Genomic DNA, 25,877 nt, shown 5'->3' with positions numbered 1-25,877 from the left:
CCTCTGCTAGCAGAGGTTGGCTCACTCAGCGCGGGCTGCACAGTCTGCTGGGTGCACGACGCTCTGCTAGCAGAGCTTCGTGCCGCTGACGGTCAGGCCGGCTGGGGCTCCGGCTCGGGCTCGGGGTCCGGCGTGGGCTCCTGCGCCTCGGCGTCGGCCGGCTGGCCCCCGTCCCCGCGCTTGACGGCCGCGAGCAGCATCTGGGCGACGTCGACGACCTCGACGTCCTCGCCGCGGCCCTCGGACTGGGCGGCGGTGAGGCCGTCGGACATCATCACGCGGCAGAACGGGCAGCCGATGGCGATGCGCTGGGCGCCGGTGCCGAGGGCCTCCTCGGTGCGGTTGGTGTTGATCCGCGTGCCGAGCTTCTCCTCCATCCACATGCGCGCACCGCCGGCGCCGCAGCAGAACGACTTCTCCTTGCTGCGCTCCATCTCGGTGAGCTCGACGCCGGGCAGGGCGCCGATGAGCTCGCGCGGCGGGGCGTAGACGCCGTTGTGGCGGCCGAGGTAGCACGGGTCGTGGTAGGTCACCGTGGCCGCGGTGGAGGCGACGTCCTTGGTGGAGGACTTCGCCGGCGCCTCGGCCGGGCGGGCGACCGGGACGAGCTTCTTCTCACGGACGAGCCGGTTGAGCAGCTGGGTGTGGTGGACGACCTCGTACTTGCCGCCGAGCTGCGGGTACTCGTTCTTGATCGTGTTGAAGCAGTGCGCGCAGGTGACGACGATCTTGGTCGCGCCGACCTCGTTGAGGGTCTCGACGTTCTGCTGGGCGAGCATCTGGAAGAGGAACTCGTTGCCGGCCCGCCGCGCGGAGTCACCGGTACAGGACTCGCCGTCGCCGAGGATCGCGAACGTGACCCCGGCCTGGTCGAGCAGCTCGGCCACCGCGCGGGTCGTCTTCTTGGCCCGGTCCTCGTACGCGCCGGCGCAGCCGACCCAGAACAGGTAGTCGACGTCGTCCGCGGACTCGACGTCCTGGCCGAGGATCTTGACCTCGAACGGCAGGTCCTTGGCCCAGTCGAGCCGGGCCCGGGCGGCCATGCCCCACGGGTTGCCCTTGTTCTCGAGGTTCTTGAACAGGCCGCCGAGCTCGTTCGGGAACGCGCTCTCGATGAGGTTCTGGTAGCGGCGCATGTCGACGATCGCGTCGACGTGCTCGATGTCGACCGGGCACTGCTCGACGCAGGCCCCGCAGGTGGTGCACGACCACAGGACGTCCTGGTCGATGACCGCGTCCGGACCGTGCGGGTTGTATGCCGCGAGCGCGCCGGCGCCGCCGCCCACGCCGTGGGTGCCGAGCGCGCCGTCGCCGGCCTTCTCGGCATACCCGGTCTCGCCGATGAGCGGCACCTCGGCGAGGGCCGACAGCGGCTCGGGCAGGTCGCCGCGGGCGTCCTCGGACGCGAGCAGCCACGGCGCCTTGGCGTGCGCGTGGTCGCGCAGCGTCATCACGAGCAGCTTGGGCGACAGCGGCTTGTCGGTGTTCCAGGCGGGGCACTGGGACTGGCAGCGGCCGCACTCGGTGCAGGTGGTGAAGTCGAGCAGACCCTTCCACGTGAAGTCCTCGACCTTGCCGACGCCGAGCGCGGCGTCCTCGTCGAGCTCCTCGATGTTCTCGAAGTCGACGGGCTCGCCCTTGACCAGCATCGGCTGGAGCTCGCCGAGCGAGGTGCGCCCGTCGGCGTGCCGCTTGAGGAAGATGTTGAAGAAGGCCAGGAAGCGGTGCCACGCCACGCCCATGGTCGGCTGCAGGGAGATGGTGATCATCCAGGCGAAGGAGATGAGGATCTTGACCGCCGCGATGACGACGATGAGGTTCTTCACGGTGTCGGTGGAGAGGCCGGTGAACGCGTTGCCGATCCAGCCGGTCAGCGGGAAGTGCAGCGCGGTGTCCTGGCCGGTGCCGAGCTGGCGGGCCAGGGTCCACTCCAGCGCGCGGAGCAGGCCGATGCAGATCGTGACGCCGAGGATGGTGAGCTCGACGTAGTAGGCCTGCCAGAACGTCGACCCGAAGAACCGGCTGCGGCGGCCGCCCTCGCCGGCGGCGCTGCGCGGGTGGTTCTTCTGGCGGATCGCCATCAGCACCACGATGCCGATGAAGCCGCCGAAGGCGAAGACGTCGGTGACCCACTCGTAGAGGAAGAAGTGGCCGATCAGCGGGAGCGCGAACTCCGGGTCGGCGAGCTGCCCGAACGCGTTGACCAGCGTGAAGAACAGCACCCCGAAGCTGATCATCGTGAACCAGTGCGCCACCGCCACCACCGGCAGCCGCGACATCCTCGTGTGGCCGAGGAACTCGCGCAGCAGGGTGCGGGTGCGGGCGGCCTTGTCGTCGGTGCGGCCGGGAGCCGGCTGGCCGAGGCGGAAGACCGCGAGGAACTGGCCGACGACCCGGGCGAAGAGGGCCACCGCGACGAGCGTGACGACCCCGCAGACCACGAGCGCGACGATCTGGAGTGCAGACATGCGCAGCACTCTACTGGCCGGTAAGCGCCCGCTCACCTCGTTGTGACCCGTGCCGCACCATGGCGCCGGACGCCTCCGGCACCCGCCCGTCGGGGACCTCCGGCGCCTGCCCGTGGGCCGAGTGCACGAGCCCGGCCACGACCTCGGCGTCGAGCGCGCGGCGCAGGCGCTCGCGGGCGCGCTGCAGGCGCTTGCGGGCCGAGGCGGGGCTGGTGCCGAGCACGACGGCCACCTGCTCGCCGGTGAGCCCGTCCCAGTAGGCCAGCGCGAGCACCTCCCGGTCGTCCGGGCCGAGGTGCAGCAGCGCGGCGCGCACGCCGTCGACCGCGGCGTGACCTCCCGTGCCGCCCCCGGCGTCGCCCTCGTGGACCGGCCCCCGGACTGCCGCCAGCTCGGCGCGCAGCCGGGTCGTCGCGTCGTGCCGGCGTGCCTGGCCGCGACGGTGGTTGGCCAGGGTCCGGCGCGCGATCGCCAGCAGCCAGGCGAGGGCGTGGTCGGGGTCGTCGGGGGCGTCGGCGACCCGGCGCCACGCGGTGGTGAGGACCTCCTGGAACACGTCGGCGGCCTCCTCGGCCGGCGTGGTGCGGCGGGCGAGGTAGGCCAGGACCCGTGGCCCGTGCGCGGCGGCGAGCTCCTCGAGCCGGCGCTCGCCGGGCGTCCGGGTCATCGCTGGCACCCGGTGAACTGCGGGAGCCTGCTGTTGGACAGGACGACGTCGGGCAGGTAGGCCGCCGACTGGGGGTCCAGCTCGTGCGTCCTGGCGTTGAAGCGCGCCATCGTCGCCCTGGCCGCCGCCTCGGTGGCCGGGTCCCGGTCGCGGTCCGCCCACACCAGCACGCACCCCCAGTCGCTCGCTGCCGAGTTGAGGAGGTCGACGCGCAGGCCGGTCGCCTGGATCGTGCCCTGCACCCCGGGGGCGCAGGTGCCGTCCTGGGTGTAGGACCGTGCCACCTGCGTCGCGTAGGCCGACCAGGAGTGGCCGGGCGGAGCCGGGAGGTCGGTCGGGGCGAGCGTCGCCACGTATGCCGCGAAGTCCCTCGCGCACGTGTCGATCCGCTCCGAGCCGTCCTCCATGCCGGGGTTCACCGCGGGGTTGCCGTACGTCCCGGTCTGCGCGAGGAAGTGCTGGGCCGCCCAGGCGCCGGTCGGCACCAGGACGATCGCGGCCGCCGTCGCGACGGCAGCCGCCTTGTGCCGGCGCCGCAGGCCGCGGACCCGGCCACGCAGGGTCCGGTCGGCAGCGACCACCTCGGCCGCGAGGGCGAGGGCGAGGCCGGAGGTGCGGTCGGGGTCGAGCTCGGGCAGGGTCGGGGCCGCTGCGGTGAGCAGCGCGCCCAGCGCGTCGCCGTCGGCGGGCGTGGTGGTGTCCATGCCCCCGTACTGTCCGCCCACGCCCGAAGTGTGACAGGGGTCCGAGGACGGACGTCCCGGCGTTGCGGGGCTCGATAACAGTCTGTTGGAATATGCATAACGTCAGATTCGCTGCACTGTGGCGAGACAGCGAACGCCAGCGCCCGCGCGCACCCGGAGCACGCGGCATACCGACAAGGACGGCACATGCCCATCTACGACGACGTGACCCAGCTCATCGGCAACACCCCGCTGGTCCGGATCAACCGGCTCATCGACAGCGATGCGACCGTCGCGGCGAAGCTGGAGTTCTACAACCCGGCGAGCTCGGTCAAGGACCGCATCGGCGTCTCGATCGTCGACGCGGCGGAGGCGTCCGGCGAGCTCAAGCCGGGCGGCACGATCGTCGAGGCCACGTCGGGCAACACCGGCATCGCGCTGGCGATGGTCGGCGCGGCCCGCGGCTACAACGTCGTCCTCACCATGCCGGAGACGATGAGCAGGGAGCGCCGGGCCCTGCTGCGCGCGTACGGCGCCGAGCTCGTCCTCACCGAGGGTGCCCTGGGCATGAAGGGCGCTGTCGCCAAGTCCGAGGAGATCGCCGCCGAGCGCGGTGGCATCCTGGCCCGCCAGTTCGCCAACGCCGCGAACCCGGAGATCCACCGCAGGACCACGGCGGAGGAGATCTGGAAGGACACCGACGGCCAGGTCGACATCGTCGTCGCGGGCATCGGCACCGGCGGCACCATCACCGGTGTCGGCCAGGTGCTCAAGGCCCGCAAGCCCGAGGTGCAGATGATCGCCGTCGAGCCGGCCGAGTCGCCGATCCTCAACGGAGGCGAGCCCGGCCCGCACAAGATCCAGGGCCTCGGCGCCAACTTCGTGCCCGAGATCCTCGACCGCGACATCTACGACGAGGTCATCGACGTCAACGCCGAGACCTCCGTCGAGTGGGCCCGTCGGGCCGCCACGGAGGAGGGCCTGCTCGTCGGCCTCTCGTCCGGCGCCGCGCTCGCCGCCGCCGACCAGGTCGCCCGTCGCCCCGAGAACGCCGGCAAGACGATCGTCGTGATCATCCCCAGCTTCGGCGAGCGGTACCTGTCCACCATCCTCTTCTCCGACCTGCTCGACTGATCGGCGGCGCTTCCCTCGTGACCCTTGCCCTGTACGCCCGCCGCGCCCGCCACCGCGTCGTCGACGACCTCGACGCGGCGGTGGCCCGCGACCCCGCAGCCGCCTCGCGGTTCGACCTCGCGCTGAACTCGCCCGGCCTGCACGCCGTCTGGGCCTACCGCCTCGCCCACCGCATGTGGCTGCGCGGCGGCGCCTGGAAGCCTGCGGCCCGGCTGCTCATGACGGCTGTCCGCTCCGTGACGGGAGTCGAGATCCACCCGGCCGCCGTCATCGGCCGGCGCTTCTTCATCGACCACGGCATGGGGGTCGTCATCGGCGAGACCGCCGAGGTCGGCGACGACGTCATGCTCTACCACGGGGTCACCCTGGGCGGCCGGTCGCTGGAGAAGGTCAAGCGCCACCCGACGGTGGGCTCGCGCGTGACGATCGGCGCCGGGGCGCGCGTGCTCGGGCCGGTCTACATCGGCGACGACGTGCAGATCGGCGCGAACTCCGTGGTGGTCAAGGACGTCCCTGCCGGGGCGATCGCGACCGGCGTGCCGGCGACCATCCGCTTCCCGCAGGGCCGCGAGGACCCCTACGAGGCGATGTTCCGCGACCCGGCGCTCTGGATCTGAGCGCCGACCCGGCGGCGGCCCGCGACCCCCGCGACTCCAGGGCGCGCCTCCTCGGATCCCGCTGCGCCGGCGGTCGCCGCGCCGTCGCCGGCCGCGGCGCGCTGGGGCGTGCCCGTCGGCGGCTGCCAGTCGGTGCCGTAGAGGCAGAACGCCCCGGCTGCCGGCTCCTGCGCCACCACGGCGGCCAGCGCTGCCGACGCGGACCGGCCTGACGCCAGTCCCGCGTGGTACGCCTCCATCGCGCTGGCGGCGACCTCGTCGCTGACCGGTGCCACGGCGGCGACCACGCTGCGCACGCCCAGCCCGAGGAGCGCCGCGGTGAGCCCGAGCGGCTCGTCGCCCGGGCGCGGGTCCATCCGCCCCACGTCGCACGCGGACAGCACGACGTGCCGCGGTGCCGCCGGGCGCGGGAGCTCGTGCGCGAAGACCGGCCCGTCGGCCATGTGCAGCGAGGAGAACCACGGGCTCTGCGGCTCGTGCGTGCCGTGGGCGGCCACGTGGACCAGGCCGTCGGCGCCCAGCGCACCACGCACGTCCCCGCTCTCCGCCTGCAGGGCCAGGCGCGACCGCACCCCCGCGGCGTGCCAGTGCTCGACCACGCGCTCGGCCTCGACGTCGGCCCGGCGCAGCCGGGGACCGGTGAGCGCGGTGACGGTGAACGCCCCCTCCGGCGAGGCCCCGTCCTCCAGCAGCGGCGCCGACCAGCGGGTCACCGACGGCGCGACGGTCACCGCCCGGCCCGCCAGCGGCGGCAGCATGCCCCACGGCACCGAGCGCAGCGTCAGGCCGGGCACCACCACGACCGGCCCGTCCTCGAGCGGGAGCGCGCCGAGCAGCAGGTCGCCCAGTGCCCCCAGCGACTCCTCGACCGCGCGGCCGACGGCCGCCTGCAGCGCGGGGTGGGGGCCGGCGAACGCGTGCGCGCGCAGGTCGCGGGAGAGCCGGTCGGCGACCTCCGCCGCCCGGGCGGCGGGACCGAGGTGGTGGACCGACGACCCCGTCGTGCCCACCACGAGTGCGTGCTGCTCGCCGTCGTGCGCGAACATCACCACCGCCTGCTCGCCCCGGTCGTGCAGCAGCCGCCGAGCCGTGCCGTATGCCGTGGGCGCACCCCCGCCGGCGGCCGCACCGTCCTCGGCCGTCGCCCAGTCGAGCTGGCTGACCTGCCACTCGAGGTCGGCCGCCCGGGACCGCAGGCGTGCCGCGTCGCTCCCGTCCGCGCTGTCAGCCGCCTCGCGCCGGGCCTGCCGCAGCTCGGCCAGCAGGGACGCCGCCCGGGAGTCGGTGGGCACCGTCACGGGTGCGAGCCGGTGGGAGACGGCCCGCCAGCGCTCGACCGAGTCGAACACGCGGCCGACGCTGCCGTCGGCGAGCGCGTCGGTGACGTCGAAGTCGGCCAGCCGCTGCCCGTGCAGCGCGAGGGCGGAGCGGATCTCCAGGCTCTGGGTGGGGGCGACCCGGTCGGTGAGCCGCTGCAACGCGGTGCGGACGGTCCGTCGGGCCCGCGCCCGGTCCCCCTGGGCCACGGCGACCCTCGCGACCAGCAGCCGCTCGTGCATGTCCGCGGCGAGCCCCTGCCGCACCCGTCCGGCCAGCCGTGCGAGCGCGGCACCGGCCGCGTCGGCGTCACCGCGCAGCAGGGCCGCCTCGACCTCGACCCGGGCCGCGAGCCGTTCGTCCGGCAGCACGGGCCGCGCGACCCCGCGCCAGGGCGCCAGCACGCGGTCGAGGCCGCGCGGCACGACACCCTCGGCGAGGTCGACCGAGGACCGCAGCAACGCGGCATACCGCTGCCGGTCGGTCGCCCCCCGCGCCCGGTAGGCCGTCACCGCCGCAGCGAGGTGCTCGCGCGCCGCGACCGGGGCGTCGCGCAGCTGCGCGCAGGTCGCCAGGTCGACCCTCAGGTCCGCCTCCTCGAGCCGGTGTCCCTCGGACAGGGCCTCGCCGAGCGCCCGCGCGAGGGTCTCGCGCGCCTGGTCGAGCAGGCCCGCCTCGAGCAGGACGAGGGCCAGGTCGTGCTGCGCCCGGACCCGCCCGACCGGCGCCTCCATGGCGTCGGCCTCGCGCATGAGGGTGATGGCCTCGGGCAGCCGGCCCGCGTAGAACGCGAGGCAGCCGAGGTTGTGGCGGGCCTTGAACTCCTGCTCGGGCACTCCCTCGGCGACGGCGGTCGCCAGCGCCCGCTCCAGCTCCTCGCGGGCGGGGTCGAGCTCGAGCAGCGACAGGTGCGCCAGGCCACCGTTGAGCAGCGCGGACACCTGCTCGCGAGGTGTGAGCAGCTCGCCTGGCCGCTCGACGCGAGCGAGGGCGGCGAGCGCACCCCGCCAGTCCTGGCACGCCACCTGCACCACCGCCTCCTGCACGCCGGTCAGCGCGAGCAGGCGTGGCGACGTGGTGGAGGTGCGGACCTCCTCGAGCAGGGCGAGCGCGGGGTCGCGGCCGTGCAGGGCCACCGTCGACCACGCCAGGGTGATGAGCACCCGGCCCCGGGCGAGCTCGCGCGCCTCCCCCGAGAGCGCGTCGGCGAACCGCAGCGCGCGCCGCAGGCAGCGCTCGGCGTCGCGGAAGCGGCCGAGCGAGTTGAGGTGGCGGCCCTGCTCGAGCAGCTGCAGCACGCGGGGGTCGGCTACCTCGATGGCCAGGTCCTAGACCTCGATCGCCGGCGTGATGACCGGCTTGCCGTCGGGCTCGTCGAGCCGCCGCATGACGAGGTGCACCAGGCCGCGCTCGACCGATGCGAAGGTGAACCGCCCGGCCTCGTCGGTGGTGGTCTCCTGCGTGCCCGAGCGCTCGCGCAGCTCCACCGCCGTGGGGCCGGTCGTCACCCAGCCGCTGATCCGGGCGCTCGTGCCGTCGACCACCTCGATGGTGATCATGGCGCTGAGCCGGTCGCTGGAGAACGTCACCGTGCCGGCGCGGTCGTACGCGGTCGTGCGCACCCCGGCGAGCTCCGCCGTCGTCGTGGTGATCTCGGCGACCTCGGCCTCGAGGGCCGCGACGCTCATCGCGAACTTCGCCCGGTCCGCCAGCCCGCTCGGCACCGGGTCGCTGGCCTGCCACACCGCCCGCAGTGTCGCGAGGGCCCGCAGGTCGAGGTCGTCGAGCACGCCGTCCTCGCCGTCCACGGGGCCGGCCACGAGGTCCTTGTCGTTCGCCGCACTCATCACGCCGCCCATCCCGGGTCGCCCACGAGGGCGTTCCGCAGCTTGGCGAGGCACCGACCCCGCGTCGGGCCGATGCTCCCCACCGGCATGCCCAGCGCCTGCGCGACCTGGGCGTAGTCCGGGCGCTCCGCCAGCGCGATGACCCGCAGCAGTGCCTGGCACCGGTCGGGCAGCTCCTTGAAGTGCCGCCACAGCAGCCCCTGGTCCTGGCTGCGCAGCACCACGTCGAGGGTCTCGTCGGAGCCGGTGCCGGCCGCCTCGCCCGCGTCCGCCACGTCCTCGCGGAAGTCCTCGCGCCGCGTCTTGCGGCTGCTCGCCCAGGCCTCGCGCCGGGTGGTCGTGAGGAGCCACTTGAGCACGCCGCCCGGGTCGGTGATGCCGTGCTGGTGCTGGAGCAGCTGCAGCCACGTGTTCTGCACGACGTCCTCTGCCTGCGCGGCGCCGAGCCCCTGGGCCCGCGCCGTGTGCCAGAGCAGCGGGGTGAGCGCGTCGACGAGGGTCCCCATCGCCTCTGGGTGCCCGTCGCGGTATGCCGTGAACGCTGCCGACGCCTCCTCGGCGAGGCTGCGCGTGCCGCCCTCCGCCTGCATCACTCCCCACCCCCGACCGGGACGGCCAGGACCGTCTCGACGACCTCGGCGAGCCGCTTCCTGCGCGCGTCGGGGGCGGGAGCCGCCTGTGGGTGCGCGCCGCTCGCGGCGAGCTGCGCGGCATACTCACCGGCCAGGGCAGGGGCGGAGAACGAGGTGCCGCTCCACATCCCGAAGCCGAGCCGGTAGCCGTCGGGCTTGGACGCGCCGCGCGGCGGGTTCGGGCTCGGGTGGTGGTAGATGGTGCCGCGCAGGCTGCCGTCGAAGGTCACCGGCATGGTGCTGACGACGGCGGTGCCGCAGCGGTAGGTGCGCACCCACCGGCCGGTGTTGGAGAACACGGCGACCGAGCGGGCGTCGGGGTTGAGGGCGCCGACGCTGGCGAGCGGCACCTCGAACCCGTCGGACAGCGCGAACGCCGCCGGGTAGAACGGGTGGTCGGTGCCGCCGTTGCCCGCGGCCGCGGTGATCGCCACGCCGGTCGCGGCGAGCGCTCGCAGGACCGAGAGGAACGCCGGCTCGTCGTCGAAGGCCCCGGGCGTCTCGTGGTAGTAGCCGAGCGAGAGCGACAGCACGTCGATGAGCGGGCCCTCATGCCTGCCCCGGTGGATGAGCACCTGGCGGACCCACAGCAGCTGGAGCGTCTCGACGAGGAACGCCTCGTCCGCGACGCCGTCGCCGTACATGACGGGGACGACCAGCAGCGTGGCCGCGGGGCAGTGCTGCCGGACGACGCCGGCGATGAACGTGCCGTGCCCCGCGCACCGGTCAAGGACGCCGTTGACGCGGTCGAGGGTGCAGCCGGTGAGCTCGGGGTCGTTGTCGGGCGTGAAGCGCAGGCCGATGGGGATGCCGTCGACCTCGACGTCACGAACGACCCCGTGGCGGAACCAGTCGTGCCGGCCGATGCCGGTGTCGAGCAGCGCCACGACCGGGCCGTCCTCGACATGTCGGGGGCGCGGGTCCGGGGCGGCCCAGACGACCGGTCGCCGGGCCGAGGGGCCGCCGCCGGGGAGCTGGACGCCGTCCCCGTAACCGACACCGTCGCCGTACCCGACGCCGTCCCCGTACCCGACGCCGTCGCCGTAGCCGACCCCGTCGCCGTACCCGACGCCGTCCCCGTAGCCCACGCCGTCGCCGTACCCGGAGGCGGTCATGATGTGGCTCAGGCTGACGCCCTCGGCGGCAGCGGGGTCCTCGGCCCGCAGCGTCTGCAGGATCAGCCACGCGTCGGGGGCCTCGACGGGGCGGTCCGGCAGCGGCCGGAACTCCACCACGGTGGCCGCGACGGCGTCCGCCTCGTCGCCGAGCTCGTACCGCTCGAGCAGCGCCTCGAGCTGCTCGTCGCGGCGCGGCACCGCTGCATACCCCAGGCGCTCGGCGATCTCGCTCAGGGCACGGATCGGGCCGTCCCCTGACCGGTTCAGCAGACCGGGGACGATGAGCTTGTTGCCGCTGTAGATCGTCGGGCTGAGCGCGTCGTCGCCGTCGAGGCGGACGGCCTTGGCCGGGTCGAGCACGCGCACGTCGAGGCGGCGCTCGGCCGAGCGGGGCACGGCCACGCGGGGGATGCGCCCGGGGCTCCCCTGCGGGGGAGGGACGTCTGCGGTCATCGGTTCTCCTGGCCTGGTGCGGACCGCGGTGGTGCACGGTCAGCGTAGTGAGCGATCGCGTCACCTGACAGGAGAACGGCGAGGTCGGGGTGATACCTGCGGGAGGCCCCCGAGAATTCTTTCCACCGGGGGTGTATCAGGGCCGGCGCCCGGTGCTCCTTCCGTTCGTCAGCCTGGTCGGGGGACGAGGCGGGAACACAGGAAGGACGCCCGGGATGTCGTGCAGGGGCATGAAGGTCCGGGGTGGTCGTCCGATGCTGGACCGGTGGCAACAGGGGTGTCACTGGTCCCGGCGGTCGGCGTCGGGAACGCGTCACCGCCACGCCCCTCGGGGCACGTCGTCGGGTGGGTTCGGTCGGAGAAGGTGCTGGTCGGGGGTTCCCAGCACGCGCCCGGTCGGGTCCGCCCGGCGGCGCCGCTGAGCAGGACGGCGTGCGGCTCGAGGGTGCCGCACGGTGAGGGGACGCAGGAGCGGCGCGACTCCAGGGGTGGGTCGCGCCGCTCTCGTCCGCCGTGTTCTTCCCACTTGTTGCCACGTGGTGGTCACCGATGGCGGCTTTGGCGGCCTCCGTGACCACCTGCTGGCAACAAGTGGGGTGGTGTCCCGGGGCTAGGGGAGCTTGCCGGGGCCCGGGCCGAAGCCCGTCGTGTCGGCGTGCAGCCGGCCGTCGGTGCCGCGGTGCAGCGTCTCCGGCAGGTGCTCGCCCGTCACGCGCTCGCGCGCGGCCGAGCCGGCGGTCTTGGCGGCGTCGCCGACCTTGGCCGCGACGACGGGTGCCTGGTCCTTGACCGTCTGCACGACCGTGTCGACCCTTGCCTGGACCGGGTCGCTGGACCAGACCTGGGTGGCCTTGCCCTTGATCTGCTCGTAGCGCTTCTGGCCGGCCCTGGCGCCGAGCACGTAGCCCGCCGCGAGACCAGCGAGGAAGGACAGCTTTGCCATGGTTCGACCTCCTGAGGGAATCCGTCGACCCTAACAAAGGCGCTGGTCAGGGGCTCGTCGAGCGAGTGCCGGGGGGCGGGGTGGGCGCCGGTTCGGTGGTCAGCTCCGGGGCCGACATACCGCGGGCCAGCTGCACGGTGCCGGCCGCGAGCACGGCCACGCAGAGCAGGTATGCCGCGAGGTGCCCCGGCGAGACCGGGAGCCGTTCGTGCAGCAGGGCCGCGGCGAGGACGACGGCCACGACCGGTGCGGCGACCTCGTTGGCCGGGAAGCTCGCGCCGAGGGCGCCGACCTGGAACGAGACCTGGGTCAGGACCAGCGCGGCCGCTCCCGTGAGCAGCAGCGCGAGCAGGGGCACCCAGCCGTCGGCCTCGGCGAGGCCGGACAGGCCGGCGCGCTGCCAGCGACCGGCGACGGCGTCGAGCAGCACGCCCACGAGGCCGAACCCGGCACCGGCCACCGCCCCGTACACCGCCGCCCTGGCCGTCGCGGACGCGCGGTGGACGGCCAGCATCAGCACGGCGCCGACGACCGCAGCGACCGCCACGGCCCACGCGGCCTCGACGGCCGGCAGCGGGCGGGCGTGGCCAGGGTCGCCGACCAGGGCGAAGAAGGCGGCGAGGGCGGCGAGGATCCCGCCGCAGGCTACGTAGTCACGCCATCCGGGAGCAGGTCCGCCGAGGAGGCGCCCGACCGGCAGCGCCACCGGCACGGCGAGGACGAGCAGTGGCTGCACGACGAGCACCGGCCCGGTCGCGAGCGCGACGACCTGCAGCACCAGGCCGAGGGTGTCGCCGCCCACGGACGCCAGCCAGCGGGGGTCGCGCAGCAGGCGCAGCACCCCGCGCGCGTCGGCGCGGCCCGTGCCCCGGTGTGCGGCGCGGTGCTGCACCGCCGTCGACGTGCCGTACGCGACGGCCGACAGGACGGCGCACGGCAGGGCCAGGGCCAGGGACACGCGCTCGACGGTAGCGCCAGCGTGCGACCGCAGCAGCGGAGGGCGTGGGAACCCTCGCGGCTCGTGCGCCGCGACGGTTCCCGCCTGCTCGATGCGCAGGAACCGGACGGGCCTCGTACCTCGGCCCGCCCGAACCCAGCGCGCGGAGGGCGTGGGATTCGAACCCACGATGACGTTGCCGCCATAGCGGTTTTCAAGACCGCCGCACTAGGCCACTATGCGAGCCCTCCTGTGGTGGCGGCCATTGTGCCGCACCGCCACCGGTGGAGACTCAACCCGGGTCACGCGCTCGTGATCTGCTCCTTGGCCTTGGCGATGGCGAAGCCCCAAGCCTGCGACGGAGTGGTCTTGCCCGGCACGGCGACCTCGTCGGGGTTGGTGACGACGTCGAGCAGGTACGGCGTGCGTGAGGCCAGGGCCGTCGCGATGGCCTCGTCGAGGTCGTCGGGGTCGGTCACCCGCCGGGCCGTCAGGCCCATCGCCGTCGCCACCGCCGCGATGTCGGGGTTGTCGAGGACCGTCCCGAACTCGGGCAGCCCGCCCTGCTCCTGCTCGAGCTTGACCATGCCGAGGCGGCCGTTGTCGAAGACGACGAGCACGACCGGGAGGTGGTGGGTCACGGCCGTCCGCAAGTCGCCGAGCAGCATCATCAGGCCGCCGTCACCACAGAACGCCACCACCTGGCGCTCACGGTCGAGCGCCTGGGCGCCGAGGGCCATCGGCATGGCGTTGGCCATCGAGCCGAGGTTGTAGGAGCCGACGAGCCGGCGCGACCCGCTCATCGGCACGAGCCGCGACAGCCACACCGTCGACATGCCCGTGTCGCTGGTGAACACGGTGTCCGCGCCGGCGTGCCGGTCGACCGCCATGGCCACCGCCTCCGGCCTGATCCGGCTTTGAGGGTTGTCGCCCACGCTTCGCAGGCGTCCCAGCAGGGACTTGTCGTGCTCGGGGTCGGCCAGCCGGTGCTGTCCCTGCAGCCAGTCGGCGTACTTCTCCTGGGCCCCGGTGAGGTGCTTCCCGGCCTCGCGCGGCTGGAGGTGGGGCAGGAGGGTGCGCAGGGTCTCGCCCGCATCGCCGACGAGGGCCACCTCGACCGACGTCCGCCGCCCGATGTGGGTGGCCCGGGCGTCGAGCTGGACCACCCGCTTCCCGGTCGGGATCCAGTCGCGGTAGGGGAAGTCGGTCCCGACCAGGACGAGCACGTCGGCGTCCTCGAGCGCCTTGGTGGCCGCGGGGTTGCCGATGAGCCCGGTCTGGCCGACGGCATACGGGTTGTCGTGCTCGAAGCCCTCCTTGGCCTTGAGGGTGAGCACCATCGGTGCCCCGAGCACGCGGGCGAGCTCGAGGACCTCAGCCCGGGCGCCGCGCGCACCGCAGCCGACGAGCAGGGTGGCCTCGCCACCGGTCGCGAGCAGCTCGGCAGCGCGCGCCACGTCCGCGTCGGGCGCGGCGGACGGGCGCGGGGCGGGGGCGAACCGGGGTGCCCGCACACCCTTGGGGACGTCGAGGCCGCCGACGTCCCCGGGCAGTGTCAGCACCGCGACGCCGCGGCCGCCGATCGCGGCGTTGACGGCACGCTCGAGCAGGTGCGGCATCTGCTCCGGGCTCGTGACCGTCTCGGCGAAGAGGGCGACGTCGCTGAACAGCCGGTTGTTGTCGACCTCCTGGAAGAAGTCGGTGCCGACCTCGCCGAGCGGCACCTGGCCGCAGATCGCGAGCACCGGTGCGTGCGACTTCTTGGCGTCGTAGAGGCCGTTGAGCAGGTGGATCGCCCCGGGGCCGACCGTGCCCATGCAGACGGCGAGGTCGTCGGTGAGCTGCGCCTGCGCCGAGGCCGCGAACGCGGCGACCTCCTCGTGGCGGACCCCCACCCACTCGACCCGCTCCTCGCGCCGGATGGCGTCGGTCACGGGGTTGAGGGCGTCGCCGACGACCCCCCACACGGTGCGGACGCCGTGCTCGGCCAGGGACTCGACGATCAGCTCGGCGATGGTGGTCATGCGCTCAGCTCCTCACGGTGGGGCGGACGGGGCGGAAGGCGTGCGGGTCGGCGGCGGCCCAGTCGGCCGCCCAGGTGCGCGGCGGCTCGGCGAGCAGCTGGCCGGGCTCGAGCCACTCGAACAGCTCGGCGTAGGACCGGGTCTCCCACGGCGAGATCACCTTGCGCAGCTGGGTCGGCGAGAGGTCCCCGGGCGTGGTCGCCCCCATCGAGGCCATCATCTTCACGGCCTGCTCGACGGTGGCCTTGTGGTAGTTCAGGACCCGCTGGCTCTTGTCCTCGACGACGAGGGCGCGCTGGCGACGGGCGTCCTGGGTGGCGACGCCCACGGGGCACTTGTCGGTGTGGCACATCTGGGCCTGGATGCAGCCGACCGCCATCATCATCGCGCGCGCGGCGTTGGTGTAGTCGGCGCCCTGGATGATGCGCTTGACGATGTCGTTGGCCGCAGCGACCTTGCCACTGGCGCCGATCCGGACGCGGTCGCGCAGCCCGGCGCCGACGAGGGCGTTGTGGACGAGCATGAGGCCCTCGGTGAGCGGCATCCCCATGTGGTCCTCGTACTCCAGCGGCGCAGCCGCCGTGCCGCCCTCGGCGCCGTCGACGACGATGAAGTCCGGTGCGGTGCCGACCTCGAGCATGGCCTTGACCATGGCCAGCACCTCGGTCCGCGAGCCCACGCACAGCTTGAACCCGGCCGGCTTCCCGCCGGCGAGGTCTCGCATCTGCGCGATGAACTCGATGAGCTCGACGGGGGTGTGGAAGACCCGGTGGGTCGAGGGGCTGACGCACTTCTCGCCCTGGGGCACCTCGCGGATCTGCGCGATCTCCTTGCTGACCTTGGCCGCCGGGAGCACCCCGCCGATGCCGGGCTTGGCTCCCTGGCTCAGCTTGAGCGAGACCATCTTCACCTGGTCGGAAGCCGACTTCTCCGCGAACTGCGCCCGGTCGAAGTCGCCCGACCGTGTCCGTGTGGAGAAGTAGCCGCTGCCGACCTCCCACACGAGGTCGCCGCCACGTTCCTGGTGGTACGGCGAGAGCCCGCCCTCGCCCGTGTCGTGGGCGAACCCACCGAGCCGGGCGCCCTCGTTGAGCGCGCGGATCGCGTTGGCGGACAGGGCACCGAAGCTCATGGCCGACACGTTGAGCAGCGACATCGAGTAGGGCCGCCTGCAGTCGGGGCCGCCCACCAGCACGCGGGGCGGGGCGGTCGGCGGGTCCACCGGGACGCTGGCGTGGACGAGGTACTCGTACCCCGGCTGGTAGACGTCGCGCTCGGTCCCGAACGCCTGCTCGCCGGCCACATCCTTGGCCCGCTCGTAGATGATCGAGCGGATGTCGCGGTCGTACGGCCGGCCGTCGTAGTTGCGCTCGATGAAGTACTGCTGGAGCTCGGGCCGGATGTCCTCCATGAGGAAGCGCAGGTGCCCCAGCACCGGGTAGTTGCGCAGGATGGAGTGCCGACGCTGGGTGACGTCCCAGACCCCGAGGAGGAGCAGGGCCGCCAGCAGCGCGACGAGCACCCACCAGGCCACGCCGCCGAGGGTGGCGGCGAGGGCGACCAGCGCCGTGGCGACCGCGAGGACACCGACCACGAAGAACTTGAGCACCACGACCTCCGACCACCGCCCGGGAAGCGGGCCGCCAGACCCCGACCGGGTGGGCGGGGCCCCGGGCGCCGGGCGGCCCCTCCCGCCGGCGCCCAGGATGCTGCTGCGGGGCCCCGGTGCGGCGGTGTGTCGTGGCTCGAGGACCACGACGGCCCGTGCTGCTCTCCTGGTTGCACACTTCGGCGCGGGTCGGGCCCGCGCCGGTCCCAGCATCGTGCCGACTGCCCGGATTCGCATCCGGGCGGACGTGCACCCTGCCGCGCGGATCCCCCGGTTCACGTGCATCGGGCCCCGAATGGGTACAACAATTGTGGGAGTCGTCCACTGTGCCCGCCCTCTAGCGTTGAGGATCGGGGAACACAGTCGTCCACCTTCGGGTGGATGGCCGAAGGCCGGGCAACCCTGCAGCCCGGCCTTCGTGCCGTCCGGGGACTCAGCGCCCGCCGCGCCAGCCCGTCGACCGGGAGGCTGCGGCCAGGGCGTCGGCCAGCTCGGTCACGCCGGAGTCCACGAGCCCGACGGTCACCCGCACGTGCCCCGCCTCGCCGGTGGCCCCGACCCGGAACGGCCGCCCCGGGGCGACACCGATCCCCTGGCTGGCCAGCCGCACGACCGCTGCCGTCTCGTCGCCGACGGGCACCCACACGTTGAGGCCCTCGGAGCCGCCGACCTCGACCCCGCGCTCGCGCAAGGCGGCCACGAGCGCCGCCCGCCGCGCGGCATACGTGCTCGCGGCGCGGGCCACCTCCTCGCCCGCGCCGCTGAGGAGCTGGACGAGCACCTGCTGGAGCAGCCGGCTGGACCACCCCTGGCCGAGCTGGCGCCGCGCGGTGACGGCGCGGTGCACCTCCGGTGGCGCGCTCATCGCAGCGAGCCGCAGGTCCGGGCCGTACGCCTTGGAGAACGAGCGGACGTGGACGGTCGAGCCGGGGAGCCAGCGCCCCAGGCTGACGAGCGGTGTGGTGCAGAGGCCGTATGCCGAGTCGTCCTCGACCACGAGCGCGTCCGAGCCGTCGAGCAGCCGGGCCAGGGCGCGGGCGCGCCGCTCGCTGGTGCCGACGCCGGTGGGGTTCTGGGCGCGCGGCTGGACGAAGACGGCGCGCGCCCCGTCGCGCAGCGCGGCGGCGAGCGCGTCCGGGTCGAGCCCCTCGTCGTCGACGGGCACGCCGACGACCTGCGCGCCGACCGACTCGAGCAGGTCGAGCAGCGGGGGGAAGCCGGGGTCCTCGACGACGACTCGGTCCCCGAAGCGCAGCGTCGTCCGCACGACGAGGTCGATCGCGTCCATGGCACCGTCGGCGACGGTGAGCTCGGCGGGGTCGTACGGCCAGTCGGCGCGCAGCACCTCGGCGAGGGCGGGCAGCACGGGGTCGTCGAGGTAGCTGCCGGTGGCGGGCGTGGTGGGCAGGCTGCGCAGGGCCGCGCCGAGGTCGGGCAGCAGCGCCGGGTCGGGAACCCCGGTGGACAGGTCGAGGGCGAATGCCGTGTGCCGGTCCAGCGCCGTGCGGTACCGGCCGCCGGCGCCGGGTACCCCCTGGTCGAGCACCCGCGTGCCGCGGCGCCCGTCGGTCGCCACGGTGCCCGACCGGGTGAGCAGCCCCCACGCCGCGCTGACGGTGGTCGGCGACATCGCCAGCTCGGTGGCGACGACGCGGATCGGGGGCAGCCGGTCGCCGGCGCGCAGCACGCCGTCGCGGACGGCGGCCGAGACGGCGTGCGCCAGCCCCTTGGCGGTGGGGTCCTCGAGGCGCTCCTCGAGGGCGGACAGGACGGCGGTCACGGTTTGTACCGTAGCAATCGACGTATTGTGTTACCAGAGACTGGTTCGTATCGTGGGCCGCATGACCACGCGCATCCCCCACTGGGTCGACGGCCGCCGCCACGAGGGCACCTCCGGCCGGACCTCCCCCGTGTACAACCCGGCCACCGGCGAGACGTCGGGCGAGGTCGACCTCGCCTCGGTGGAGGAGGTCGACGCGGCCGTCGCCAGCGCCAGGGCCGCGGCCCGCGAGTGGCGGCACTCCTCGCTCTCGCAGCGCTCGGCCGTGCTGTTCGCGATGCGCGAGCTGCTGCACGCGCGCACCGACGAGCTCGCCGCGATCATCACCGCCGAGCACGGCAAGGTGCTCTCCGACGCGGCGGGCGAGATCGCCCGCGGGCTCGAGAACGTCGAGTTCGCGACCGGGGTGCCCAACCTGCTCAAGGGCGGCTACAGCGAGCAGGCGTCGACGGGAGTCGACGTGTACTCGATCCGCCAGCCGCTCGGTGTCGTCGCCGGCATCACGCCCTTCAACTTCCCCGCGATGGTCCCGTTGTGGATGTGCGCCAACGCGATCGCCTGCGGCAACGCGTTCGTCCTCAAGCCGAGCGAGAAGGACCCCTCGGCCGCGCTGTTCCTCGCCGAGCTGTGGAAGGAGGCCGGCCTCCCTGACGGCGTCTTCACCGTCGTCCAGGGCGACAAGCTCGCCGTCGACGCGCTGCTCGACCACCCGGACGTGTCGGCCGTGAGCTTCGTCGGCTCGACGCCGATCGCCAAGTACATCTACGAGCGAGGCACCGCGAACGGCAAGCGGGTGCAGGCCCTGGGTGGCGCCAAGAACCACGCCCTCGTCCTGCCCGACGCCGACGTCGACATGGCGGCCGACGCGGTCGTGTCCGCGGCATACGGCGCCGCCGGCGAACGGTGCATGGCACTGTCCGTGGCGGTCGCGGTCGGCGACGTCGCGCAGCCGCTCGTCGACGCCATCGCCGCCCGGCTCCCCAAGCTCACCGTCGGTGACGGCGCCGACCCCGACACCGACATGGGGCCGCTCATCACCGCCGAGCACCGCGACAAGGTCGCCGGCTACGTCGACGCCGGCGAGGCGGCGGGCGCGAGCGTCGTCGTCGACGGGCGCACCGGCGAGCACCCGCAGCAGGGCTTCTTCCTCGGGACGACACTGCTCGACCACGTGAAGCCGGAGATGACCGTCTACACCGACGAGATCTTCGGACCGGTGCTGTCGGTGGTGCGGGTGGACACCTACGAGGAGGGGCTCGAGCTCATCAACTCCAACCAGTACGCCAACGGCACGGCCATCTTCACCCGCGACGGCGGTGTGGCCCGGCAGTTCCAGTACGACGTGCAGGTCGGCATGGTCGGCATCAACGTGCCGATCCCCGTGCCCGTCGCGTACTACTCCTTCGGCGGCTGGAAGGACTCGCTCTTCGGCGACACGCACATGTACGGACCCGAGGGCATCAGCTTCTACACCCGCGGCAAGGTCGTCACCTCGCGCTGGCCCGACCCGGCCACGTCGTCGGTCGACCTCGGCTTCCCGAGGACCCGCTGATGAGCCTCGACGTCGTGACCTCCGCCTCGGAGGAGCAGGTCCGGCGCGACGACCGCGCCCACGTCTTCCACTCGTGGTCGGCGCAGGCGCTCATCGACCCGCTGCCGATCGCGTCCGCCCAGGGCTCGTACTTCACCGACTACGCGGGCAAGCGCTACCTCGACTTCTCCAGCCAGCTCGTCAACGTCAACATCGGCTACCAGCACCCCAAGCTCGTCGCCGCGATCCAGGAGCAGGCGGCCCGGCTGACGACGATCAGCCCGGCCTTCGCCAACGACGCCCGCTCCGAGGCGGCCCGGCTCATCGCCGAGGTCGCGCCGGGCGACCTCAACCGGGTGTTCTTCACCAACGGTGGCGCCGAGGCGAACGAGAACGCGATCCGCATGGCGCGCCTGCACACCGGCCGCCACAAGGTGCTCGCCGCGTACCGCAGCTACCACGGCGCCACCGCGGGTTCCATTGCCCTGACCGGGGATCCGCGTCGCTGGCCCTCCGAGCCCGGTATGCCGGGTGTGGTGCGCTACTGGGGTCCGTACCTCTACCGCTCGGCGTTCCACGCGACCACCGAGGAGGAGGAGTCGCAGCGGGCGCTGCAGCACCTGCGCGACCTGCTCATGGTCGAGGGGCCGCACACGGTGGCCGCGATCATCCTCGAGACGGTCGTCGGCACCAACGGCATCCTCGTGCCGCCGCCGGGCTACCTCGCGGGGGTCCGCGAGATCTGCGACGAGCACGGGATCGTCATGATCGCCGACGAGGTCATGGCCGGGTTCGCCCGCTGTGGCGAGTGGTTCGCCGTGGACCACTGGGGCGTCACGCCGGACCTCATCACCTTCGCCAAGGGCGTCAACAGCGGCTACGTCCCGCTGGGCGGTGTGGTCATCTCCGAGCGCGTGGCCCAGACGTTCGACTCCCGCCCGTTCCCCGGCGGCCTCACGTACTCAGGCCACCCGCTGGCCTGCGCGTCCGCGGTCGCCTCGATCGAGGTGTTCCGCGAGGAGGGCATCGTCGAGCACGCACGTGCCCTGGGCGCCGACGTCATCGGGCCCGGGCTGCGCGAGCTGGCCGACCGCCACCCGTCCGTCGGTGACGTCCGCGGCCTCGGTGCGTTCTGGGCGGTGGAGCTCGTGCGCGACCGCACCACCCGTGAGCCGCTCGTGCCGTTCAACGCAGGTGGGGCCGACGCCAAGCCGATGAACGACTTCGCCGCCGCGTGCAAGGAGCGCGGCCTGTGGCCGTTCACCCACTTCAACCGGACCCACGTCGTGCCGCCGTGCACGACGACGGCGGACGAGGTGCGCGAGGGCCTGGCGATCCTCGACGAGGCGCTCGAGGTCGCGGACCGGCACTACACCGGCGCCGACGCCTGACCGTGGCCCACCCCGCCCTCGTCGACTCGGCGCCGTCCGTCTTCTGGCTCGACCGCGCGGACCGGCCGGCACGGCGCCCGCCCCTCGACGGGTCGGTCGACACCGACCTGCTCGTCGTGGGCGGCGGCTACAGCGGGCTGTGGACGGCGCTGCTGGCCAAGGAGGCCGACCCCTCCCGGGACGTCGTCGTCCTCGAGGCCGGCTCGGTCGGCTGGGCGGCCTCGGGCCGCAACGGCGGGTTCTGCGCCGCCAGCCTCACGCACGGCGAGGCCAACGGCCGGGCGCGGTGGCCGCAGGAGATGGACGCCCTGCGCCGCCTCGGCCGGGAGAACCTGGACGGCATCGAGGCCACGGTCGCCCGGTACGGCATCGAGTGCGACTTCCGGCGCTCCGGTGCGCTGACGGTGGCCACCGAGCCGCACCAGGTCGAGTGGCTGGCGGACGAGCCGGGGGAGTTCCTCGACCGCGACGCGGTGCGTGCGCACCTGGACTCACCGACGTACGTCGCCGGCGTCTGGGACCGCGAGGAGACCGCGATGGTCGACCCGGCGCGCCTCGCCTGGGGCCTGGCCCGGGCGGCGGAGTCGCTCGGGGTCCGCATCGTCGAGGGCACCAGGGCGACCGGGCTGCGACGCCGCGGACCCGGTGTCGAGGTCGCCACCTCGACGGGTCACGTCGTCCGCGCCGGCCGGGTCGCGCTGGGCACCAACGCCTTTCCGTCCCTGCTGCGCCGCGTGCGGCTGCACACCGTGCCCGTCTACGACTACGTGCTCATGACCGAGCCGCTCAGCGACGACCAGCTCGCGTCGCTCGGCTGGGCCAGCCGTGCCGGGGTCGGCGACATGACGAACCAGTTCCACTACTACCGGCTGACCGACGACAACCGGGTCCTGTGGGGCGGCTACGACGCGATCTACCACTACGGCCGCCGGCTGGCGCCCTTGCTCGACCAGCGGCCCGAGACCTTCGACCGCCTCGCCGACCACTTCTTCGAGACGTTCCCGCAGCTCGAGGGGCTGCGCTTCACCCACCGCTGGGGTGGCGCCATCGACACGTGCACCCGCTTCTGCGCGTTCTACGGCTCGGCCCTCGACGGCCGGGTCGCCTACGCCCTGGGCTACACCGGGCTCGGTGTCGGGGCGACCCGCTTCGGCGCGCAGGTCATGCTCGACCTGCTCGACGCGCGCAGCACCGAGCGCACGCGGCTGCAGATGGTGCGCGAGATGCCGATGCCGTTCCCGCCGGAACCCTTCGCCTGGGCCGGGATCGAGCTGACCCGCTGGTCACTCGCCCGCGCCGACGAGCGGCAGGGCCGGCGCAACCTGTGGCTGCGCGCCCTCGACGCCGCCGGCCTCGGCTTCGACTCCTGACCGTCCTCGGCTGACCGGCCGCGCTGCGTCGGGGTCGCCCCGGCCCTCTCCGGGCTCTGGGTGCCTGAGCGTGCGGGTTTCCGAGCGCTCCAGCCCCCAAGTGCCGGACGCCCGGGGGGACGGCCCGGGTCAGGCCAGGTGGGACAGGGCGCGGTCGACGATCAGCGGCACCGAGGCGCCGGCCCGGTCGTACCCGGGACCGCTCGCGGCACCGGCCAGGTAGCGCGCGTGCACGCCCTCGGCGATGACGGCGAGCCGGAAGTCGGTGAAGGCGCGGTACCAGTCCAGGTGCGACACGTCGCGCCCGGTGGCCGCGGCATACCGGCGGGCGAGCTCCTCCGCGGACGGGAAGCCGGGCATCGCCGGCACCCCCGCCCCGACGATCAGCGGCCGTCCCTCGGCGTCGCGGCCGGTCCAGTAGGTGAGCCACGTGGCGAGGTCGGCGAGCGGGTCGCCGAGGGTGCTGAGCTCCCAGTCGACGACCGCTGCGACCTCGGGTCGCCCCTCGGGGCCGACGCGCACGAGGGTGTTGTCGTGTCGGTAGTCGCCGTGGACGAGGGTGACCTCGCCCTCCTGCGGCCGCCCGGTCTCGAGCCGGCGCACGAGCTCGTCCATCGCGGGCAGCTCGCGGGTGCGGCTGGCCTCCCACTGGCCGGACCAGCGACGCAGCTGGCGCTCGAGGTATCCCGACGGGCGGCCGAAGTCGCGCAGGCCGGTCGCGTCGAGGTCGACCGCGTGGATCTCGGCGAGGACCGCGACGAGCGCGTCGCTCCACGCGTCGCGCTGCTCCTCGGTCAGGCCGGCCGCCTCCTCCGGCTCGCGGTGCACGTCGCCGGTGACCTCGGCCATGACGTAGAACGGCGCGCCGACGACCTCCGGGTCCTCGCACAGCGCCAGCACCTCGGGGACCGGGACGGCGGTGTCCTGCAGGGCGGCCAGCACCCGGTGCTCGCGCGCCATGTCGTGCGCGCTCGGCAGCAGCTTGCCCATCGGCGGGCGCCGGACGATGACGGTCCGGTCGGCGCCGGTGACGCGGTAGGTGATGTTGGACAGGCCGCCCGAGATGACCTCGGCGCGCCAGTGCGCGCCGAGACCGGGGAGCGCCTGCGCAGCCCAGGCCGTGAACGACGCGCGGGGTATGCCGCGGACCTCCTCGGTCGCGCTCACGCGCCGGAGCCCTCGCGCCCGACCGCCTCGCCACGGGCGGCGAGCCGCTCGGTCGCCCGCTTGGCGGCGCGCCGGGCGATCGACATCTTGTGCACCTCGGTGGCGCCGTCGTAGATCCGGAACGACCGGATGTCGCGGTAGATCCGGCCCAGCACCAGCTCCTCGGACGTGCCCATGCCGCCGGCGAGCTGCACCGCGCGGTCGACGACGCGGCAGACCGCCTCGCTCACGAACACCTTGGCGCGGGAGGACTCCTCGCTGCTGCGCGACCCCTCGGCGATCTGCCAGGCGGCGTGCCGGACGACGGTGCGGGCGGCGTCGAGGTCGATCTCGTTCTCCGCGATGAGCGCCTGCGCCATGCCGAGGTCGGCCAGCCGCGAGCCGAACAGCTCGCGGCCCACCGCGCGCTCGAGCGCGATGTCGTGGGCCCGGCGGGCCGCGCCCAGCCAGCGCATGCAGTGGGTGAGGCGGGCCGGGGCGAGCCGCACCTGGGCGCTCTGGAAGCCGCGGCCCGGCTCGCCGAGGACGCGGTCGTCGGGGACGAAGCAGTCACGTATCGTGACGCGGCAGTGGCCGCCGATCCCGGTCGCGTCGATCGTGTCGATGTGGTCGCCGACGACGAAACCGGGGTTGTCGGCGTCGACCAGGAACATCGTCGCGCCCTCGGGGGCGTCGTCACCGGTGTTGCGCGCCATGACGATCGAGAACGCCGCGCCGTCCGCGCCGGTGATGAGCCACTTGTCGCCGTCGAGGACCCATCCGCCGTCGACCCGCCGGGCGGTCGTGCGCAGCGCGGACGGGTCGGATCCTGCGCCGGGCGGCGGCTCGGTCATCGAGAAGCACGAGCGCACCTCGCCGGAGACCAGCGGGCGCAGGTATGCCGCGTGCTGCTCCGGGGTGCCCGTCAGGTGGATCAGGTGGATGTTGCCCTCGTCGGGGGCGGCGCAGTTCAGCGCCAGCGGGCCGAGGAGCGAGTAGCCGGCCTCCTCGAGCAGCACCGCCGACTCGTCGAACCGGAAGCCGCCGCCGCCGTGCTCGCGGGGCGCCTGCGGTGCGAACACCCCCGCCGCCTTCGCGCGTCCCTGCAGCTCACGGCGCAGGTCGTCGGTCATGCCGTCACGGAACACCCGCTGCTCGAGCGGGACCACCTCGGTCGCCACGAACTCGGCGACCCGGCGGCGCTGCTCCTCCAGGGCGGGGCTGATGCTGAAGTCGAAGGCCACGAGCCGACCCTACCCACCGCAGCTGCGGGTGCGAGGATGACCGGCGTGACGCCCCCCGAGCCGCAGCCGCTGGTCCTGCCGCGCACGCCCCCGCTCGTCCTGCGCGGCCGCACGTTCGACGCCGGCACCCCGGCCGTCATGGGCATCATCAACCGCACCAGCGACTCGTTCTTCGCCGGCAACCGCCACGCCGACCTCGACTCGGCGAAGCGGGCCCTCGACGCGCACGTCGCCGCGGGCGCCGACATCGTCGACGTCGGGGGCGTCCGGGCGGGCCAGGAGGGGGAGCACGTCAGCGCCGAGCAGGAGGTCGAGCGGGTCCTGCCCTTTCTCGCGCACGCGCGCGAGACGTACCCCGACCTGGTGCTGTCGCTGGACACGTGGCGCTCGGAGGTCGCGCGGGAGGCCGGAGCCGTGGGCATCGACCTGGTCAACGACACCTGGGCCGGCCACGACCCCGAGCTCGTCCGGGTGGCCGCGCAGATCGGCGCCGGTGTCGTGGTGTCGCACACCGGTGGCCTCCCGCCGCGGACCGACCCGGTGAAGGTGACCTACGGTCCGGACCCGCTCGACGTCGTCCGCGACGTGCTGCGGACCCTGGCCGCCGGCGCGCGCACCGCCCAGCAGGCCGGCATACCCGCCGAGCGCATCCTCGTGGACCCCACGCTGGACTTCGGGAAGACGACCGCGCACTCGCTCGAGGTGCTGCGGCACACCGCCGACATCGCGGCCCTCGGCTTCCCGATCCTGCAGGCGCTGTCGCGCAAGGACTTCGTGGGCGAGTCGCTCGGGCTCGAACCCGACGAGCGGCTCGAGGGCACGCTCGCGTCGACCGCCGTCGCGGCGTGGCTGGGTGCGACCGTGTTCCGGGCTCACGACGTCCGCGCCACCCGGCGCGTCGTCGACATGGTCGCCGTCATCCGCGGGGACCGGCCACCGGTGCGCGCGGTCCGCGGGGTCTGAGGG

General features: G+C 73.9%; 20 protein-coding genes and 1 tRNA gene. 6 read left to right on the top strand and 15 right to left on the bottom strand.

Annotated elements, in window-relative coordinates:
* Nucleotides 1-92: 92 nt before the first annotated feature.
* Genes ACFUC1_RS13655 through ACFUC1_RS13645 form a run of 3 tightly spaced genes read right to left on the bottom strand, consistent with a single transcriptional unit; the run spans nt 93 to nt 3,860 of the window.
* Nucleotides 93-2,468, bottom strand: a complete 2,376-nt coding sequence (locus tag ACFUC1_RS13655; RefSeq protein ID WP_379120610.1) for a (Fe-S)-binding protein — start codon at nt 2,466-2,468, stop codon at nt 93-95.
* 10 nt (nt 2,469-2,478) lie between these two features.
* Nucleotides 2,479-3,135 (bottom strand): RNA polymerase sigma factor, encoded by a 657-nt coding sequence (locus ACFUC1_RS13650; RefSeq protein ID WP_379120608.1) that lies wholly within the window; start codon nt 3,133-3,135, stop codon nt 2,479-2,481.
* On the bottom strand, nt 3,132-3,860 hold the full coding sequence (locus tag ACFUC1_RS13645) for a hypothetical protein (protein WP_379120606.1): 729 nt from the start codon (nt 3,858-3,860) through the stop codon (nt 3,132-3,134). The genes ACFUC1_RS13650 and ACFUC1_RS13645 overlap by 4 nt, the downstream gene beginning before the upstream one ends.
* A 165-nt stretch (nt 3,861-4,025) precedes the next feature.
* Between ACFUC1_RS13645 and cysK the strand changes: the two genes are divergently transcribed.
* Nucleotides 4,026-4,952 (top strand): cysteine synthase A, encoded by a 927-nt coding sequence (gene cysK, locus ACFUC1_RS13640; protein ID WP_379120604.1) that lies wholly within the window; start codon nt 4,026-4,028, stop codon nt 4,950-4,952.
* Nucleotides 4,953-4,969: 17 nt separating this feature from the next.
* Complete coding sequence (cysE, locus tag ACFUC1_RS13635) at nt 4,970-5,569, top strand: serine O-acetyltransferase (protein WP_379120602.1); 600 nt, start codon at nt 4,970-4,972, stop codon at nt 5,567-5,569.
* On the opposite strand, the gene ACFUC1_RS13630 is transcribed toward cysE, so the two are convergent.
* The 10 genes from ACFUC1_RS13630 to ACFUC1_RS13585 all read right to left on the bottom strand — a co-directional run bounded on the left by ACFUC1_RS13630 (nt 5,530) and on the right by ACFUC1_RS13585 (nt 18,229).
* Complete coding sequence (locus ACFUC1_RS13630) at nt 5,530-8,184, bottom strand: CHAT domain-containing protein (RefSeq protein WP_379120600.1); 2,655 nt, start codon at nt 8,182-8,184, stop codon at nt 5,530-5,532. The two genes, cysE and ACFUC1_RS13630, sit on opposite strands and share 40 nt — an antisense overlap.
* Before the next feature lie 30 nt (nt 8,185-8,214).
* Nucleotides 8,215-8,736: a hypothetical protein gene (locus tag ACFUC1_RS13625; protein ID WP_379120598.1), complete on the bottom strand. Its 522-nt coding sequence runs from the start codon at nt 8,734-8,736 to the stop codon at nt 8,215-8,217.
* Entirely contained in the window at nt 8,733-9,323 is a 591-nt protein-coding gene (locus ACFUC1_RS13620; RefSeq protein ID WP_379120612.1) for an RNA polymerase sigma factor, read from the bottom strand. Before ACFUC1_RS13620 ends, ACFUC1_RS13625 begins: the two co-directional genes overlap by 4 nt.
* A complete protein-coding gene (locus tag ACFUC1_RS13615) occupies nt 9,323-10,936 on the bottom strand; it encodes a S8/S53 family peptidase (protein ID WP_379120596.1) in 1,614 nt (537 codons plus the stop codon). Before ACFUC1_RS13615 ends, ACFUC1_RS13620 begins: the two co-directional genes overlap by 1 nt.
* A 610-nt stretch (nt 10,937-11,546) precedes the next feature.
* Nucleotides 11,547-11,879: a YtxH domain-containing protein gene (locus ACFUC1_RS13610; RefSeq protein ID WP_379120594.1), complete on the bottom strand. Its 333-nt coding sequence runs from the start codon at nt 11,877-11,879 to the stop codon at nt 11,547-11,549.
* 46 nt (nt 11,880-11,925) lie between these two features.
* Nucleotides 11,926-12,837 (bottom strand): DMT family transporter, encoded by a 912-nt coding sequence (locus ACFUC1_RS13605; RefSeq protein WP_379120592.1) that lies wholly within the window; start codon nt 12,835-12,837, stop codon nt 11,926-11,928.
* A 143-nt stretch (nt 12,838-12,980) separates the two neighbouring features.
* Nucleotides 12,981-13,067: transfer RNA gene (locus ACFUC1_RS13600), tRNA-Ser, on the bottom strand.
* Nucleotides 13,068-13,118: 51 nt separating this feature from the next.
* Nucleotides 13,119-14,840 carry a thiamine pyrophosphate-dependent enzyme gene (locus tag ACFUC1_RS13595; RefSeq protein ID WP_379120590.1) on the bottom strand — a complete coding sequence of 574 codons (1,722 nt, stop codon included), beginning with the start codon at nt 14,838-14,840 and terminating at the stop codon, nt 13,119-13,121.
* A gap of 4 nt (nt 14,841-14,844) precedes the next feature.
* On the bottom strand, nt 14,845-16,449 hold the full coding sequence (locus ACFUC1_RS13590) for an FMN-binding glutamate synthase family protein (protein ID WP_379120588.1): 1,605 nt from the start codon (nt 16,447-16,449) through the stop codon (nt 14,845-14,847).
* 433 nt (nt 16,450-16,882) lie between these two features.
* Nucleotides 16,883-18,229 (bottom strand): aminotransferase class I/II-fold pyridoxal phosphate-dependent enzyme, encoded by a 1,347-nt coding sequence (locus ACFUC1_RS13585; RefSeq protein ID WP_379120586.1) that lies wholly within the window; start codon nt 18,227-18,229, stop codon nt 16,883-16,885.
* Between the two features lie 61 nt (nt 18,230-18,290).
* Here ACFUC1_RS13585 and ACFUC1_RS13580 point away from each other — a divergent pair, with 61 nt between their 5' ends.
* From ACFUC1_RS13580 to ACFUC1_RS13570, 3 genes are read left to right on the top strand one after another with little or no spacing between them, the layout of a single operon-like run.
* Entirely contained in the window at nt 18,291-19,781 is a 1,491-nt protein-coding gene (locus ACFUC1_RS13580; protein WP_379120584.1) for a CoA-acylating methylmalonate-semialdehyde dehydrogenase, read from the top strand.
* Entirely contained in the window at nt 19,781-21,151 is a 1,371-nt protein-coding gene (locus ACFUC1_RS13575; protein WP_379120582.1) for an aspartate aminotransferase family protein, read from the top strand. Before ACFUC1_RS13580 ends, ACFUC1_RS13575 begins: the two co-directional genes overlap by 1 nt.
* Before the next feature lie 2 nt (nt 21,152-21,153).
* Nucleotides 21,154-22,521, top strand: coding sequence for an NAD(P)/FAD-dependent oxidoreductase (locus ACFUC1_RS13570; protein ID WP_379120580.1), 1,368 nt, complete (start codon nt 21,154-21,156; stop codon nt 22,519-22,521).
* 129 nt (nt 22,522-22,650) lie between these two features.
* Here the strand turns inward: ACFUC1_RS13570 and ACFUC1_RS13565 are convergent, their stop codons facing one another.
* Nucleotides 22,651-23,688 (bottom strand): phosphotransferase family protein, encoded by a 1,038-nt coding sequence (locus tag ACFUC1_RS13565; protein ID WP_379120578.1) that lies wholly within the window; start codon nt 23,686-23,688, stop codon nt 22,651-22,653.
* Complete coding sequence (locus ACFUC1_RS13560) at nt 23,685-24,911, bottom strand: acyl-CoA dehydrogenase family protein (RefSeq protein WP_379120577.1); 1,227 nt, start codon at nt 24,909-24,911, stop codon at nt 23,685-23,687. The genes ACFUC1_RS13565 and ACFUC1_RS13560 overlap by 4 nt, the downstream gene beginning before the upstream one ends.
* 36 nt (nt 24,912-24,947) lie before the next feature.
* On the opposite strand from ACFUC1_RS13560, the gene folP reads away from it, so the two are divergent.
* Nucleotides 24,948-25,874, top strand: coding sequence for a dihydropteroate synthase (gene folP / locus ACFUC1_RS13555; protein WP_379120575.1), 927 nt, complete (start codon nt 24,948-24,950; stop codon nt 25,872-25,874).
* The last annotated feature ends 3 nt before the right edge of the window (nt 25,875-25,877 follow it).

Origin of the sequence: Pedococcus sp. NPDC057267 (genome assembly GCF_042668795.1) — a bacterium.
Taxonomy (GTDB): Bacteria; Actinomycetota; Actinomycetes; order Actinomycetales; family Dermatophilaceae; genus Pedococcus.
Note: the sequence above shows the minus strand (reverse complement) of the source record. Positions and strands in the feature narration are given on the sequence as shown.

Bases quoted from the DNA above. Each gene is read 5' to 3' on its own strand.
- ACFUC1_RS13580 (WP_379120584.1), top strand. From the start codon at position 18,291: ATGACCACGCGCATCCCCCACTGGGTCGACGGCCGCCGCCACGAGGGC.
- ACFUC1_RS13620 (WP_379120612.1), bottom strand. From the start codon at position 9,323: ATGCAGGCGGAGGGCGGCACGCGCAGCCTCGCCGAGGAGGCGTCGGCA.
- ACFUC1_RS13575 (WP_379120582.1), top strand. From the start codon at position 19,781: ATGAGCCTCGACGTCGTGACCTCCGCCTCGGAGGAGCAGGTCCGGCGC.
- ACFUC1_RS13595 (WP_379120590.1), bottom strand. From the start codon at position 14,840: ATGACCACCATCGCCGAGCTGATCGTCGAGTCCCTGGCCGAGCACGGC.
- cysK (WP_379120604.1), top strand. From the start codon at position 4,026: ATGCCCATCTACGACGACGTGACCCAGCTCATCGGCAACACCCCGCTG.
- ACFUC1_RS13615 (WP_379120596.1), bottom strand. From the start codon at position 10,936: ATGACCGCAGACGTCCCTCCCCCGCAGGGGAGCCCCGGGCGCATCCCC.
- ACFUC1_RS13655 (WP_379120610.1), bottom strand. From the start codon at position 2,468: ATGTCTGCACTCCAGATCGTCGCGCTCGTGGTCTGCGGGGTCGTCACG.
- ACFUC1_RS13610 (WP_379120594.1), bottom strand. From the start codon at position 11,879: ATGGCAAAGCTGTCCTTCCTCGCTGGTCTCGCGGCGGGCTACGTGCTC.
- folP (WP_379120575.1), top strand. From the start codon at position 24,948: ATGACCGGCGTGACGCCCCCCGAGCCGCAGCCGCTGGTCCTGCCGCGC.
- ACFUC1_RS13650 (WP_379120608.1), bottom strand. From the start codon at position 3,135: ATGACCCGGACGCCCGGCGAGCGCCGGCTCGAGGAGCTCGCCGCCGCG.